General features: G+C 65.2%; 13 protein-coding genes, 1 pseudogene and 1 riboswitch. Of the genes and pseudogenes, 6 read left to right on the top strand and 8 right to left on the bottom strand.

All coding sequences use genetic code 11. From position 1 onward, the window contains the following. Positions 1 to 98 precede the first annotated feature (98 nt). A riboswitch (cobalamin riboswitch) is annotated at positions 99 to 328 on the bottom strand. 821 nt (positions 329 to 1,149) lie between these two features. Both ACO06I_RS19890 and ACO06I_RS19885 read right to left on the bottom strand, forming a co-directional pair. Next, a complete protein-coding gene (locus tag ACO06I_RS19890) occupies positions 1,150 to 1,362 on the bottom strand; it encodes a GDCCVxC domain-containing (seleno)protein (RefSeq protein ID WP_421934353.1) in 213 nt (70 codons plus the stop codon). Continuing rightward, on the bottom strand, positions 1,359 to 1,754 hold the full coding sequence (locus tag ACO06I_RS19885; protein ID WP_421934352.1) for an MFS transporter permease: 396 nt from the start codon (positions 1,752 to 1,754) through the stop codon (positions 1,359 to 1,361). Before ACO06I_RS19885 ends, ACO06I_RS19890 begins: the two co-directional genes overlap by 4 nt. Positions 1,755 to 1,823: 69 nt before the next feature. Here ACO06I_RS19885 and ACO06I_RS19880 point away from each other — a divergent pair, with 69 nt between their 5' ends. The 5 genes from ACO06I_RS19880 to ACO06I_RS19860 all read left to right on the top strand — a co-directional run bounded on the left by ACO06I_RS19880 (position 1,824) and on the right by ACO06I_RS19860 (position 4,014). Beyond that, complete coding sequence (locus ACO06I_RS19880) at positions 1,824 to 2,228, top strand: MerR family transcriptional regulator (protein WP_421934351.1); 405 nt, start codon at positions 1,824 to 1,826, stop codon at positions 2,226 to 2,228. An 85-nt stretch (positions 2,229 to 2,313) separates the two neighbouring features. After that, positions 2,314 to 2,679, top strand: coding sequence for a hypothetical protein (locus ACO06I_RS19875; RefSeq protein ID WP_421934350.1), 366 nt, complete (start codon positions 2,314 to 2,316; stop codon positions 2,677 to 2,679). Positions 2,680 to 2,830: 151 nt separating this feature from the next. Next, positions 2,831 to 3,046: a hypothetical protein gene (locus ACO06I_RS19870; RefSeq protein ID WP_421934349.1), complete on the top strand. Its 216-nt coding sequence runs from the start codon at positions 2,831 to 2,833 to the stop codon at positions 3,044 to 3,046. A 145-nt stretch (positions 3,047 to 3,191) separates the two neighbouring features. After that, on the top strand, positions 3,192 to 3,593 hold the full coding sequence (locus tag ACO06I_RS19865) for a hypothetical protein (RefSeq protein ID WP_421934348.1): 402 nt from the start codon (positions 3,192 to 3,194) through the stop codon (positions 3,591 to 3,593). A gap of 127 nt (positions 3,594 to 3,720) precedes the next feature. Continuing rightward, positions 3,721 to 4,014 carry a hypothetical protein gene (locus tag ACO06I_RS19860; RefSeq protein WP_421934347.1) on the top strand — a complete coding sequence of 98 codons (294 nt, stop codon included), beginning with the start codon at positions 3,721 to 3,723 and terminating at the stop codon, positions 4,012 to 4,014. Positions 4,015 to 4,556: 542 nt separating this feature from the next. Here the strand turns inward: ACO06I_RS19860 and ACO06I_RS19855 are convergent. The 4 genes from ACO06I_RS19855 to ACO06I_RS19840 all read right to left on the bottom strand — a co-directional run bounded on the left by ACO06I_RS19855 (position 4,557) and on the right by ACO06I_RS19840 (position 8,349). Continuing rightward, entirely contained in the window at positions 4,557 to 5,945 is a 1,389-nt protein-coding gene (locus ACO06I_RS19855; protein ID WP_421934346.1) for a hypothetical protein, read from the bottom strand. 388 nt (positions 5,946 to 6,333) lie between these two features. Next, entirely contained in the window at positions 6,334 to 6,519 is a 186-nt protein-coding gene (locus ACO06I_RS19850) for a hypothetical protein (RefSeq protein ID WP_421934345.1), read from the bottom strand. A 445-nt stretch (positions 6,520 to 6,964) separates the two neighbouring features. Then, complete coding sequence (locus ACO06I_RS19845; protein WP_421934344.1) at positions 6,965 to 7,213, bottom strand: hypothetical protein; 249 nt, start codon at positions 7,211 to 7,213, stop codon at positions 6,965 to 6,967. A gap of 707 nt (positions 7,214 to 7,920) precedes the next feature. Beyond that, a complete protein-coding gene (locus ACO06I_RS19840; protein WP_421934343.1) occupies positions 7,921 to 8,349 on the bottom strand; it encodes a hypothetical protein in 429 nt (142 codons plus the stop codon). 561 nt (positions 8,350 to 8,910) lie between these two features. Between ACO06I_RS19840 and ACO06I_RS19835 the strand changes: the two genes are divergently transcribed. Further along, positions 8,911 to 10,680: a DNA methyltransferase gene (locus ACO06I_RS19835; RefSeq protein ID WP_421934342.1), complete on the top strand. Its 1,770-nt coding sequence runs from the start codon at positions 8,911 to 8,913 to the stop codon at positions 10,678 to 10,680. Between the two features lie 65 nt (positions 10,681 to 10,745). On the opposite strand, the pseudogene ACO06I_RS19830 reads toward ACO06I_RS19835, so the two are convergent. Beyond that, a pseudogene (locus tag ACO06I_RS19830) lies at positions 10,746 to 11,474 on the bottom strand (TonB-dependent receptor); the annotation flags it as partial. A gap of 131 nt (positions 11,475 to 11,605) precedes the next feature. Beyond that, the gene (locus tag ACO06I_RS19825; RefSeq protein ID WP_421934341.1) at positions 11,606 to 13,921 is read right to left on the bottom strand and encodes an ATP-binding protein; all 2,316 of its coding nucleotides are present in this window, start codon (positions 13,919 to 13,921) and stop codon (positions 11,606 to 11,608) included. Positions 13,922 to 14,152 lie beyond the last annotated feature (231 nt).

Raw genomic sequence — 14,152 nt, 5'->3', positions numbered from 1 at the left:
AAGCCAATCTGTTGTGGCGAGGCGATCAGACGCGAGCAGGCGCGCGCCAGCGAGGGCTGGTCACGCCTGACTTGCGGCCTGACCGGACACCCCGCCGGAGGACGTTATCTGTCGGGGCAGGTCTCCTGGCTTACGGGTCAACGCCTCTGTCCTGGCCTTCCCGAAGCGCCACCGTTGAAGTTCGGCGCCTCAGTGACACTTATCGGACAGCGGCTCGCCGCTCACAGTTGCGGGGGCAGCTCCGGAATAGGCCCGAGGGCCAGCACCGGCTTCCATCTTAGCCCCAGGGGAGCGAACGCCCCAGGGTACCACGACGCCTGGAGCAAAGCGCAGGAAGGGCCCTCTGTCAACTCTGATATAAAGACATCTTTATATCTATATGACATGGAGCGTGGGATCTCGCATCGCGGAGTTTGTTATTGCTAACTAATCTTGTCGGCTGCGCGCCACGCCTCGATGATCGCGGGATTGGCGAGCGATCGCTCGGCAAGTTCGACGGAGTAGGTCGGCACCGCGATGAGATTGCCTCGGCGGATGGAGACCGATCCTGACGGGGGCAAACGTCCGTCCTTGCGCCAGCGAAGAACCTACCCGCGAACACTTCGAACGGCGTCATGGCGAGGGGGAAGACCGGCTTGGTGAGCGCCCCGAGGCCATAGCCGAGCACGGCCAGGAGTTTGCGCTTGCCGAGCCGGTCGCTGATCCAAGCGGAGAAACCTTTGTGACCGAGGCCGCGGCTTCGGCGATCCCTCCGATCGCCCCGACCAGGGCCACGCTGGCGCCGAGCGTGCTCACCAGAAACACCGGCAGCAGGCTTTGGATCATCTCCGAGGAGATATCCATGAACATCGAGACGAAGCCGATCGCCCAGACGCCGCGGCGGACCGCTGGTAGGCCGCGCAGGGGTGAGGGCGCTATTATCAGCGCCGTTTTTTTCCTGCTGAAAGCGCAACTTGTCGAGCTGAACGCCGGACCGCCTGCGAAAGCTGTTCAACGAGCCACGCTCATTAAGGCCGTTCGCCAAGTTCCCCCCCTCCCCGCGCCTGCCAACCTCCGAGAGGATTCTATAGGTGTTCGCTGACCGACGCCTCCAGGGCCTCGATAACCCTGCAGTCGGACGCCCGTCCGCGACAGGTGGCCTTGACCGCTTCAACGACAGCAGCCCGTCCCCGCGTCTTGCACGGGCGGGCAGGCGACATCGCCATAGGAGCAGAACACGCAGCAGTCCCCAGCTTTCGGTTTCAGGAGCGCTCCGCACCCACGACAGTCGTAGAAATACTGGCAGGCGTCGGTCGGCATGGACTCGATGGCCTGATGGCCGCAATGCGGACAGGTGAGCGTCGAGATCGTCACGGCGTTCATCCTCGCACCGCCCGCAGGAGAGAAAGGAGCCAGGGCTCGATCAGGGGCCGCCAGACCAGCGCCGCCAAGGCCAACAGCGTCGCCGCCGAGAGCAGGCCTAGGGTCATCGGCGACGGCGGCCGGCAATTCGAATCCGCGTCGCAGGCCCGTCGGCGGCGCCACACCGTCCACCAACCCGCGCCCAGGACCAGCACCGTCGCGATCGTCAACCACGACCGTTGCCCGGCGATCCACGCGGTTCCCGCAAGGCTAAGGCCTGCAACCGACAGCGCGATTGGTAGGACGCAACACGCCGTCCAGGCGAAAACGGCCGCGCTCGCCGTCGCGACGGCGGACCAACCCAGCACAAGATCAGCCTTGCCGAGCTCTTGGCGGCGATTTTCGACGGACATGCAGCGCCTCCGCGACCCTTCGCTGTTAAGGTGCAACCCGTAGTGACTACGGGTTCAAGAGGTAAAATCATGGCTGGCGGGCGTGGACTGACAATCGGCCGGCTGGCGCAAACCGCCGGCGTCAACCTCGAGACCGTGCGCTACTACGAGCGCATCGGCCTGATGCCCAAGCCAGACCGCACGGCAGGCGGACATCGCAGCTACACCGCCGAACAAGGCCGGCGCCTGGCCTTCATCCGACGGGCGCGGGAGCTTGGATTCGGCCTGGACGACATCCGGGCGCTAATCGCACTCGCTCAGCCCGGCCGAACCTCCTGCGCCGAGGTGCAGGCGATCGCGGCGGCGCACCTGGAGACCGTGCGCGCCAAGATGGCCGATCTCGCTCGGCTTGAAGCGGCGCTGGCGGGCACCGTCGATCGGTGTCGGGGCGACACGGCGCCGTCCTGCCCGGTCATCGAGGTGCTCTGCGCCTGATCCGGGCCGATCAACGGCCCAGCGCCAGCCGAATCCGCCCGGAATTCAGCGTGACAGTGCAGGCCAGCGGGCGGAAAATGGCGTCATGGCGCGCTTTCTTATCGCCATTGTTGCTCTTCTGGCCCTCGCGGCCAGCCCGATCACCGCTTCGGCGGCGCCGATGGCCTGCGGCATGGATACCCCCCAGGCCGTCACTCCCAGCATGGCGTCGATGGGTGCGTCTGCCGATGGGCTCGCCGCGCCCGTCAAATCCGATCCCTGTTGCGACAAGATGTTGAAGGGCTGCGCGAAGACCTGCTCGGTGGCCTGCGCCGGCGGCGTGGCCGTTCTGGCGGGGATGTCGAGCCTCGCGGTCCTCGAAGCACAGATGGCGCTTGCCCCGTCGAAAAGCACGACTTGGCGTTCCCACGTGCCCATTGGGCCCGACCGACCTCCGAAATCTATGGCGTGAAGCCGACGGCGGTCGCCGTCGGTTCCGCCACGCCGCTGGTGGCGCGGTCGGGTGCCTGGACTGTCAGGTGCGCGACCTGATTCCACCCCGGCGCCGTCCCGCCAAGACGGCCCTGCCGTCTGACGACACCATAGATTTCGGGGAAACCCCAATGATCACTCGCTTAGTCCTCACCGCCCTGACGCTCAGCCTGCCGCTGGCGATCGGGGCCTACGCCGCCTCAGGAATGGACGGGGCGTACGCCTACCGCATCGGGCCGCCGCCCTCGAACGCGAAGGACGTCTTCCGCACCGTCGTCAGGACGCCGCTTGCGGCCGACGCCCACGCAGCCGACGCCTCCGCGGTCGAGCCCGAGCGTCCTCGCTGACGGCGAGCGCCATGGCGCCCGGCAAGGGCGCCATGGCGGCCTGAGGGGTCGGCGCCTTCGCGCAAGGCGCCCTTAGCGCCGCGCCGGCTACCTTACCGAAACGAAACTTGCCTAAGCTCGGAGCCCGGCCTAGGTCTGTCGTGTCATGTGGAACCTGATCCGCAATCTCGTCGTGGTGCTCGCCCTGGCCGGCTTTGTCGGCCAGACGTCGGCGCGCGCCATGCCGATGCCCATGACCCCGACGACGGACGCCGTCTCGGCCGCCGCCCAGATGGCGCCGGCCATGATGAACTGCGCCGAGATACGCGGCATGCCGGGCATGGCCAAGGCGCCTGCCGCCAAGGCGCCGATCCAGACGCCCTGCAAGGGCATGACGGCCGACTGCATCGGCAAGATGGGCTGCGCGACGGTGGCGACGCCGCCCCCGGCTTCGTTCGGCGTGTCCGGCTCCGTGGCCTATGAGAGCGTGACCTTCACCAACATCGACCAGACGCGCGAGGGCGTCGCCGCGCCCCGCCTCTACCACCCTCCCAGACCGCTGGCCTGATCGCAGGCGTCAGCGTCGGCGCGGGCTCACATCGAGCGCCCGCTGACGTGCGAACGACGCCGTCAGCCCAGATTGGCCCGCCCGGACTCCGTCCGGCGGGCGCTCAACCGGAATGGAGGATGGTCCCATGACCTCCCGCAATCTCATCGCGATCGGCGCCGCGGCGCTGACGCTCGGCCTCTCGGCCGCGACCCTGGCCTTCGCGGCCCAACCCGAACCCCAAGGCGACTACACCTATCGTGTCGCGCCGCCGCCCTCGAACCCGCACGACGTGTTCCGTACCGTGATCAAGGTCCCGCGCGAGGGTTCCGAGCATGCGCGGATGGCGAACTGCGATTGCCCGATGATGAAAGGCGACGCGGCCATGCACGACATGTGCATGACCATGATGGTCGCCCCCACCCCGTCGCCGAAGGGCTAGCGAGCTCCCAACCCTGCGCTCGATTTATCCCCGGGCGCGGGGACGGAGGGGCGTCGGCGGCTCACGACGTCGCCGACGCTTCCGGCTCGCTCCTCGGTCCTGAGCAGCTTTCCAGCGGGAAGCCGTGATGCGCCCTATTCGGCCACTGATGTGGGCGATCCTGGGCCTGTCCCATAGCGCATCCACTTGCACCACCAAAGTTGGGGGCTGAACATCTAATGTCGCAGGATGGCTGAGGTCCTCAGGCAGGACCTCAGCCGCAGTCGCCGGCGTCCCGATCGAGCCGATCGCCGCGACCTGCCACAGTAGGACGGTCAGGATCGCCTTCGCGCGCGCCCTGCCCGTGTCTGCCTCGCCCTTCTGCCCGCATGCCAATTCCAGTTCAACACCAGGAGGCCTCATGACGAGGTGACCGCTCAGGGAGCACGAAAGCCGATGGCGCGGCTCGCGGCGTGATCGACGCCTTTCCTTGGCTATCGACGAAAACCGTGCTTCCGGGCGAATTGCGGCGGAGAAATATCCTAGTCGACCCCAGGGCCACTTCAGACGCCGAGCCGCCTTGTGACCGCGCTCGCTTGTTCGGCGACGGGCCCCGGCGGCGCGGTCTCGCCGCTGGCCATCCGCTGAAGGAGTTCGAGCTTCTTGGGCCGCGGCATCAACGCGTTCGTCAACCCCTTGATCACGCCGTGGCGCTCATCGATTCTGCCAGCGAGCTCGCCGATATAGGTCAAGAGCCGCTCGGCCCCTGCGACGCCCGCGCCGGCGCGGGCGATGCGACGATGGAAGCGCGCGAGTTCCAGGATCATGGTCTCGGGGCCAAAGGCGGGATCCATCGTCTGCGTGGAGAACCGCGCCGAGGTCACGTTCGCTTCGACCAGGCGAAATGCTCGAAGGCGGTTGGCGTCTCCGGTGACGTTCTCCAGCACCAGAAGCAGAGCGGCGCCTTCGGCGAGCGGTGAGGCGACCCCCTCGAGCAAGGTGTTGATGAAACCGGGCTCCACCAGACGCCGCGAGCGTTCGACAATCGCGTCGCGCACCTCGTCGTCCGGCAGGCTCCCCCCGGCCGAGGCCGTGAGCATCACCGCCAGGACCCGCGTCAGCTCGATCTCAGCTGCGACGCTATCGGGACGCAACCGGCCGGGCGCCTGAAGTTCGCGCAGGATTCTCTTACCCATCTCGACCCGCAGCCCGGGAAACATACCTTGCTCCAGGCATTGCATCACGCCGGCGGCGACCTCCGATGGCGGCGAGGACTTGCTCGCCAGCGACGGGTGGAGCTTCGTCACGGCCTCGACCACCTGACCATGGGCCAAGCCGATCAGAGCCAGAATCAGTCCGCCGCGATCCAGTTCCTGGCCGACGACCTTCGCCAAGCCGACATCGGAGCCGAGAATCTCGCTGATCGGCTGCTCAAGAACCGAGAGCGCAAGTTCGCGGGCCGCAGGATTCGTGGGGGCTTCGGCCAACAGGTCGAGCGACACCTGGACCTTGGCGTTCCAGCTTTCGGCCTCGCTGAGCAAGCGGGCTAGGCCGGCGCCCAACAGATACCGCCGATCCGGCGCCTCGAGCAGGTCGATGCAGACCTGGGCGAACGTCCCAGGCTCAATTACCGGAAGGCGGCCTTGCTTGTCATCTCTCAGGAGGTTCGCGACGGCCTCATCGACCACACGCTGCAAGCCGCGAATGATTTCGTGAACGCTGGTCTTTCGGGCCAGCGCCGCGGGCACCGCCACCTTTTGCATGGCGTGCTGCAGCTCTGCGCCCGCCGCGACAAGCTTACGCACGAGATCGGGGCGATGGATCAGCTCGAACGGCGTGGCCAGGTTGCGGGCGAGCCAGCCTTCCAGCAGGGCGCCGATCTGCCGGCGGCCTTGGACGTCGTAGAGGTGGCTCGGTTCAGAGCAGATCGATCTACCGTCACGCGGCGGCATAAGTTGAGTTCCGGCTCTGGGCTTGCGAAGCGTAGCGGGTGGCCTGTTTCGGCTCGCTCGCGGATCGCATGACGCTTAGTGGCTTCCGAGTGGGATTGACCGCCTCACCTGTTCTGACAGTAGTAAATTATTGCAGAATGGAGACATAGGCGCCCGTGCCGGACCGTCGGCGGACGACGAGTTGGGCGCCTTCTCGACGCCACGGATTCTGGCGAGATTTCCGATCTTTAGGAGGCTGTGTCGAAACGCCCCGGGGAAGGACGGATGCGGCGGGATGTCGCGGGCGCAAGTTTAGCCGCCGACCGCACGGACATGGCGAGTGGTCGTGAATGGCGCCGACGGATGGGCCTTGCCCACAGGCGACGACGCGAGCGACCTATCCGCACGCCTAGCGCGTTTTCCTGTCGATGAGTTCGACCAACCGGCCGTTCTGCCAAAGCTCCGCCTTGGCGGCGCCCTCGGCCAGCACGCCGAAGCGTAAGCGCGCCTCGTCATCGTCCGCGCACAGGAACTCTTCGGCGAGTTCCGCTCGCCCATTGGGCTTCACGATATACGCGCGATATGGCGGCACCACGGACTCTCGCCGCGCATGTGGCGCGGCAGACGCCGATTGTAGGCCGAAAGCCAATCCATGCTTGGAATTTCGTCGAACTCGAGCCTTCGTCCCCATGTCTACCGATCATCGCCGCGCCGTCACGACCGGCGTGGCTGGAGCAGCAGTTCGGGCGTCGCCGCCTGCCTCACGGCCCCAATGCGCGCGTGGGGTCCGGGTGCGTCTTCGTGAGGCTCGACGGTAGACGCCCGGGGCGGGTTGGCGGACCACCCTCCTGGTGAGTAGCGCGTGATGGGGAACGCCTCGGAGCTGGCGGTCGTACGGATTGCAGGAGCCGGCCGGTCAAGAGGCCATCCTCGCGCGTTGACGGCCAGGACGTAAAGGCCGGGCGTCCTCGGATGGCTTGGCTCGCCCGCAGAACGTCACCGAGGGACGCATCATCGGGGCGACGTCGTTCGGGACGCTGCTAGGTGCGCTCCGCCGCCAGCTCCCGCAGGATCATGACGAGGAGGCCGGGGTCGAACGGCTTGGCCACATGGGCTGCGCCAGAGACGCCGAACTTTTCAACCGAGTCATGGTGAGCGCTGGAGAGGAAGATCACGGAGATCGCCCCGTTGAGTCGTCTCGCATAGCGGGCGACACCGAAGCCCATCGTCCCGCCGCCGACGTCTATGTCGACGATGAGGGCGTCCAGCGTCGAGGCTTCGTGGTCCAAGGCCTTGTATGCCGCCACCTCGGTGGACACACACACATGACGTCGAAGCCCCGATCTCCAAGGAGGTTGTTCAACAGGACGCAGGTCTTATCGTTAGCGTCCACAGTAAGCACCCGAAACTCGAACTCCATACGGCCGACCAACCTTCGATAACGCCCGCCCTGCCGCCCCCTCGAACGCAGGCGCCTAGGGCTGGTTCCGAACATTGGCTGCGGCATTCTCGCGCCAGTTGCGCCTGGCTCGCCAATTGAGCGACCGATCGCCCGGCACGGCGCAGGTTCAGCGCGTTCGAGGCCGTGCGCCAGGTTGGCTTGTAGGCGCCCCTCATCATTCTTTGTTCCTACCGGTAATTCTTGCGGTCTTTCGAGACCGTCGCTCGCACCGGCACGCCCATGGCGTGGTCGACTATGGTCAATTCAAACGGTGAGAAACCCGGAACGAGCTTCTCGCTGAACATAAGGTCGATGCTGCGCGGCGCGGAAACGGTGGCCCAACTCTCGGCATGGAACGCACCAGATCGGCGTGCGCAGAAGCTTGCGTCGCAATTAGGCAGGTCACGGCGACGACCGCGCCGGGGATCGACAGCTACCGTCGGACAATCATGGCAAATTTCCTATCCTTGTTTCGGCTGCTCCACCTGCTGCGGGGTATAGGTCATCCTGGCGATCGCCTGGCCCACAGAGACACGCGCGTTCGCGTCTTGGACCCTAGCGGCGATCATGGTCGTGATCGTCGTCGTCATCGTCGCCGTAATCGCGCTGGGCGACGTGGCCATCCTCATGGGCGGCGTGCATTACGTCGTGCAGGCGCTGCAGTCGACGGTCCAGATCCTGTCGCTCCCAGCCGTTGAGGCGACCGTCCCGCTGGTAGTAAGCGAGCCGGCGGCGCAGTTCCCGGACGTGCTCAAAGAAGCCTTGGGCTTCCCAGCGGGTGAAAGACCCGTCCTCCAGGCCGTGCTGGATGCCTCGATAGGCGTGGTCGAAACGTTGGGAGAGGCGATAGCTCGAGCCCCGTTCCCAATCGTTCTGCCCACGACCATAGTCGCGCTGATCGCGGCCATAGTAGTTTTGCGAACTGGCCGGAACCGCGGCGGACAGCGCGGTCGTGGCCACCAAAGCCGCCAATAGCACTTTCATCGGAGGTCTCCTTCATGAGCCTGCAGGGCTTGGGAGAAAGTGGAGCAGCCTTGTCCTGATTGTTGGCTGAGGCTTGACGTCATCCGCCGTTCAGGTCCGCAGCGCTGAGGCCTAGCTTACTTGTGATCACAAGATCGCTTCAACGCGAGGCGCCCTAGTCGAGGTCCAGCGAGACCAGGAAAGGCGCGCCAGCGCAGGCGATCGGTAATGGCGTTCACGACCGGGTCCACCCCGACATAGCCGATCATCTCCATCCTCAGGGCCGCCACAGCAAGTTCGTAGCGAGGAGGCCCAGTGCGGCCGTCGCCAAGCCGGCGCCCACTGGTGCGATCGGCCAGAACTTCGAGCACTGGCGTCTCAGAGCTACTTCGTGATGTCTCTGAACGCGCCAGCGCTCGCCTTGGCCGCATCGCCGCTCGGGCATCGGCCACGCAGTGGTCGATGTGGTCATGGACGAGCGTGCAGCTGAACCCCTCGGGTTAACGAACGAGCAACCACGTTCGTCAAGTCGATCTTCACCACAATTTGCAACTATTGCGCGCTGTAGTGGCGGGGGCCTCTATGAATAAACTCTACTTCGGCAACAATCTTCCGGTCCTGGCCCAGCATGTCGAGAGCGCGTCCGTCGATCTCGTCTACCTCGACCCGCCGTTCAACTCGAAGGCCGAATATAACGTCCTCTACGAGACGCCGGCCAATCAGCGGGAGACGGCGCAACGGTCGGTGTTCAATGACAGTTGGCATTGGGAAGAGGAAGCTCAAGCTTGCTTTGAATATGTGGTGGCGCATGGGGGAGCCTCCGCAGCGATCCTGAACGCGCTTCGATCTGCGTTGGGGCGAAGCGATACCATGGCTTACCTCGCCATGATGTCAGCTCGTCTGCTTGAAATCCGTCGCGTACTCAAACCGACCGGAAGCCTCTATCTCCACTGCGATCCGACCGCGAGCCACTATCTCAAGATCATCCTGGACGCGATCTACGGCCCGAAGAATTTCCGCAATGAGGTGGTCTGGAAACGCACCGGGGCCCACGGTCGCGCAAAGCGTTGGGGACCAATTCACGATGTGCTTCTCTTCTACACGATGTCCGACAAGTACACGTGGAACCGGACCTACCAGGAGTACGAGGACGCCTATCTGGACGGGCACTACAACAAGAAGGACAAGCGCGGGGTCTTCCAGGACATCTCCCTGACCGGTCCCGGCCGCCGCATCGACGCCAGCAGCGGCGCGCCGTGGAGGGACACCGACCCCACGTCGGGTGGTCGACATTGGGAACTGCCGCCCGACCGCGCCTTGCCTGAGTGGTTTGTGTTTCCCCAGGGCTACGCCCAGATGAACGTTCAGGACCGGCTCGACGTGCTGGACGACGCCGAGCTGATCTACTGGCCTCCGCGCGGTAAGGTGCCGCGCTTCAAGCGTTACCTCGCCGTGGGCAAGGGAACGCCGATCCAAGACATCATTACGGACATTCCTCCTGTGAACGCCGCATCGAACGAGCGGATCGGCTTCCCAACGCAAAAGCCTGTCCCGCTGCTTCGCCGGATCATCGAGGCGTCAAGCAATGCGGGCGACGTTGTGCTTGATCCCTTCTGCGGTTGCGGAACCACGATCCACGCCGCCGCCCAGATGAACCGAAATTGGGTCGGGATCGACGTTTCCTACTATGGGATTCGGCTGATCGACCGGAGGGTCAAAGCCAATTTCGGCCCCAAATATCCGCTGGAAATCACCGGCATTCCCGCCGATCTCGCCAGCGCCGAAGCCCTCGGCGACACTGCGCCGTACGGCTTCCAGCAATGGGCCGTCGACGAGCTGGGGTGCCAGATGTGGAACGACGGCAAGAAGGGCGCCGACGGGGGCATAGATGGCGAAATGTGGTTCTTCGCCGGACCCGGCTCGCCCGGGCGGCTGCTCGTCCAGGTGAAGGCGGGCCGCAAGACGACGGTCGCGCCGGTACGGGAGTTCCGGCGGGTCTTGGATCGGGAGCAGGCGCAAATGGGCGTCTTCGTCACCCGGTCTAATCCCACCGCCGAGATGCGTCAGGAAGCCGCCGACGCCGGTGTCTTCAAGATCGGATCCGCCACCTATCAGAGGCTGACCTTGGTGAGCATGGAGGCGTGGTTTGCCGGTCAGCGGCCTCGCCTACCCACACCCATCCCGCTGCAAATCCCGCAGGATCGAACAAAGGCAAAGGTTCCTAAGCGAGCCGATCCGCGCCAGCCGCACTTCGCGTTCGTGTTCCATGGCAACCCCGTGAGCGTTTCCGATGGACAGGTGTTGAACCCCGCCCTGCTGCCGGCCGAGAGTCTGAAGACGGGCGCAGCCTAGCCAGGACAGAAGCGCCCCAATCTGAGCCCGCGCCAGCGAGCGCAAGGTGGACCTGCCTGGATCGCCTAGAATCTCGCCGTCAGCGAGGCGCGGATCGTGCGGGGCGCGCCGGGAGTGATATTGTTGTTGGAATGCGCGGTCGGGAAATAGTCCTCATCGAGCAGGTTCTCAACATTCACCTGAACCTTGATGTGATCTGTCAGGTCATGCAACATGGCTGCGTCGACGCGGGTGAAGCTCGGCAGGGTCACAGCGTTGTCGATCGCCGCGAACATCTCGTCTTGATAGATCAGGCCCAGACCCACCGCCCAGGCATCGGCAATCTGATACTTGTTCCACAGCGAGAGGGTGTTCCGGGGCGTCAGCGCCACCTTCCGACCGACCGGCGCGGCCAGGGTGGCGCTGGTGATCCCGGCCTCCTGATGGGCGTAGCCCCCAACGATCTCCCACACTTCGGTGATCTTGCCGGAAACACCGACTTCGAAGCCCTTGGTGCGTTGGCTGCCGGTCTGGACCGTGACCGAGGGATTGAGCGGATCGCGCGCCGTGGTGTTGTCGCGGTCGAGTGGGTAGACGGCCGCCGAGAGCATCAGATTGGGATTGATCTCCCACTTCAGCCCGGCCTCATAGTTCTCAAATGCCTCCGGCTCGAGGGTCTTTGACGTGGCGGTCAGCGAGGCGAACTGGTCTCCGGAGCTCGGCAGGAATGACTTTGAATAGCTGAGATAGAGCGAGACCGGGCCGGTCGGCTCGTAGATCACCCCGACCCTGGGCGAAACGAGGTCGTCGGTGCGGTTGAGACGCTGGCCGGAAGACCGCGCGCAACTCGAATGCGGGAGCGTACTTCACGATGCACCTAGGGAGTGGACCCATAGAAAGACGCCAAGTCGGGAGGGGTGCAGCTCGGTTGTCGGAGGGGCGCGACTTACCGCGCGACGGCGTAAGCTATTTCATGTTTGCCCGCCGTCGGGGGGGGCTGGACCAGCCGGCTGATCTCCCGCAGGAGCCTCGCGGGCGAGATTGGCTTTCCGACGACACCGTCCATACCGGCGGCGAGGTAGCTCTCGCACTGGTGCGCCAGCACGTTGGCCGTCAGCGCGATGATCGGTGTGGAGGCCGCGGAACTGGCGGACGCACGGATGCGTCTCGTCGCTTCCATTCCGTCGAGCCGCGGCATCTGGATGTCCATCAGAATGAGATCGAAGTCGCCGCCCAGGGCGGCTTCGACGCCCTGTTCGCCATCCTCCGCCACGGAGGCGATCGCGCCGAGGCTCTCCAGCATCTTGGTGGCGATCATGCGATTGGTGGGATTGTCTTCGACCACCAGCACCCGACAGCCATTGAGCACGGCGGCTTCGGCCGCCCCCTCCGGAACGGGCGGCTCGATCTCCTCAACCGGGAGCTCGAACCAGAATGTCGCGCCCTGTCCGCTCGCGGAAATGACGCCGACTTCCCCGCCCATCATTTCCACCAGCTTGCGGGTGATAGCCAGCCCGAGACCCGAGCCGCCGAACCGGCGGGTGGTCGAGGTGTCAGCCTGCTGGAAGCGTTCGAAGAGGACGGCCTGGACCTCGGCGGAAATGCCGATGCCGGTGTCCTCGACCTCAAAGCGCAGGCGCGGCCCGTCGACGGCGGTCCGCGTCATGGTCCGAACCGTCACCGACCCCTCGCGCGTGAATTTCACGGCGTTGCCGATCAGGTTGAACAGGCACTGGCGCAGCCGGAGCGCATCGCCTGCGATCCAGGGGGGCAAGGCGCCCATCTCCAGAGTCAGCGCCAAGCCCTTCTCCTCGGCCTTCTGGCGCAGCATCGCTGCGACGCCTTCCAGCACCGCGTGAGCATCGACCGGTTCGTTTGCCAACTCCAGACGGTCGGCTTCCAGTCGTGAGAAGTCGACGATGTCGTCGAGCAAGGCCTGGAGCATGCCGCCGCAGGACAAGGCCTCATCGATCATGGATCGGGCTTGCGGCGGAAGCTCCTGGCCCTTGAGAAGATGCAGGACGCCGAGGACGCCATTCATCGGCGTCCGAAGCTCGTGGCTCATATTGGCCAGGAACTGAGACTTGGCCTCGGTCGCCGCCTGGGCGGCCTTCTCGGCTTCGACCAACGCCAGCTCCTGGCGCTTACGTTGATCGACGTCTTTGATGAGGTGGATGCTGCGCCGCCAGCGGCCGGCGACATCCTTCTGGATCTCGCTGAAAACCTGCACCCAACGCTCGGCTCCGCCGGGCAGCAGAATGCGTACATCCAGGGGTTCGACCGGGCCGCCGTCGAGCCACGATCCGACCGCCGTTCCGACCGTCGTGGCGTCGTCGGGATGGACGAAGGGCCACACCGTCGCGCGTGCTTGTGCGTAGGTCATCGACTGGCCGACTAGGTCGTCGAAGCCTGAGGAAGTCCATAAGAACGGCTCGTCATAGCCGATCTCGACCACGGCGGCGTTGGCGGCTTGCAGGGCGATCTTCAACCGCTGGAACTGGGCCTCGGCCTCGCCCCGCGCCTCGGCGAGCTCCGTCACATCCTGCGAGATTCCATGCACCACGTGCACGCCCTCAGCCGCGGGCTCGGCGTGGACGTGGGCCCGAACCCAAATCCAGCGGCCGTCGGCGGCGCGCATGCGGTGGTTGAAGGCGCCGGCATGGCCCTGCTCCACCGCCGCGGTAATCGTGGCCAACACGTGCTCGAAGTCGTCAGGATGACAGACTTGAACAAACTCCTCCGGCGTCTTCATGCTGATCCCGGCGGCGGCCAGCATCGCGGTCCACTCCGCCGACCACAGAATTTCTTCCGTCCGGGGATCGTAGCGCCAGAGACCGACGCCGGCGGTTTGGGAGAGCAGCTTCTCCACTTGGCTCGCATGCTGCAGCGCTTCGGCGCGCCGGTATTCCTCCGTCACATCGCGCAGCATGCCCATCATCTCGCCCTGGGGACCGCGGCGAGCACTACCTTCAAGCCAGACCCAGCGGTCGTCCGCACAGCGCATCTGCATGCGCGACGGGACGTCGCCGTCGCGGGTCAACTTTCGCCCCATCTCGACGACGGGGTCGCGGCTGTCGGCATGCAAAAGCGACAGGAGGTTACGCCCAAGCAACTCTTCGGGCATCCAGCCGGTGAGCGCCGTCCAGGCCGGATTGATCTCAAGGATGAGCCCCTCCGGCGAGACCACGCCGAACAGCTCACGTGCATTTTCGAAGAACCAACTAGCGGTCAGGCGGCTAGAGGCATCGTAGACGTCGGACACTTATGCGCTCCCGGCCGTGCAGGACTGCTCCGTGGAGCCAAACCCTACGTGCCGCTGGTTAACGCGCTATGGTTGAGGACCGGGCGCTGACAATTTGCCGCATGGGTTGGGGGCGGCGTCACTCAATGCGGCCACGCCGTGTGAAGGCGTCCGTCGGCGATTACTGCGCCTACTCCAACTCCGTGGAGACTTCGTCAGCGTCAGCGACCCGCATGCGAATGGGTCGGTCCG

The organism is Phenylobacterium sp., from assembly GCF_965229015.1.
Taxonomy (GTDB): domain Bacteria; phylum Pseudomonadota; class Alphaproteobacteria; order Caulobacterales; family Caulobacteraceae; genus Phenylobacterium.
Note: the sequence above shows the minus strand (reverse complement) of the source record. Positions and strands in the feature narration are given on the sequence as shown.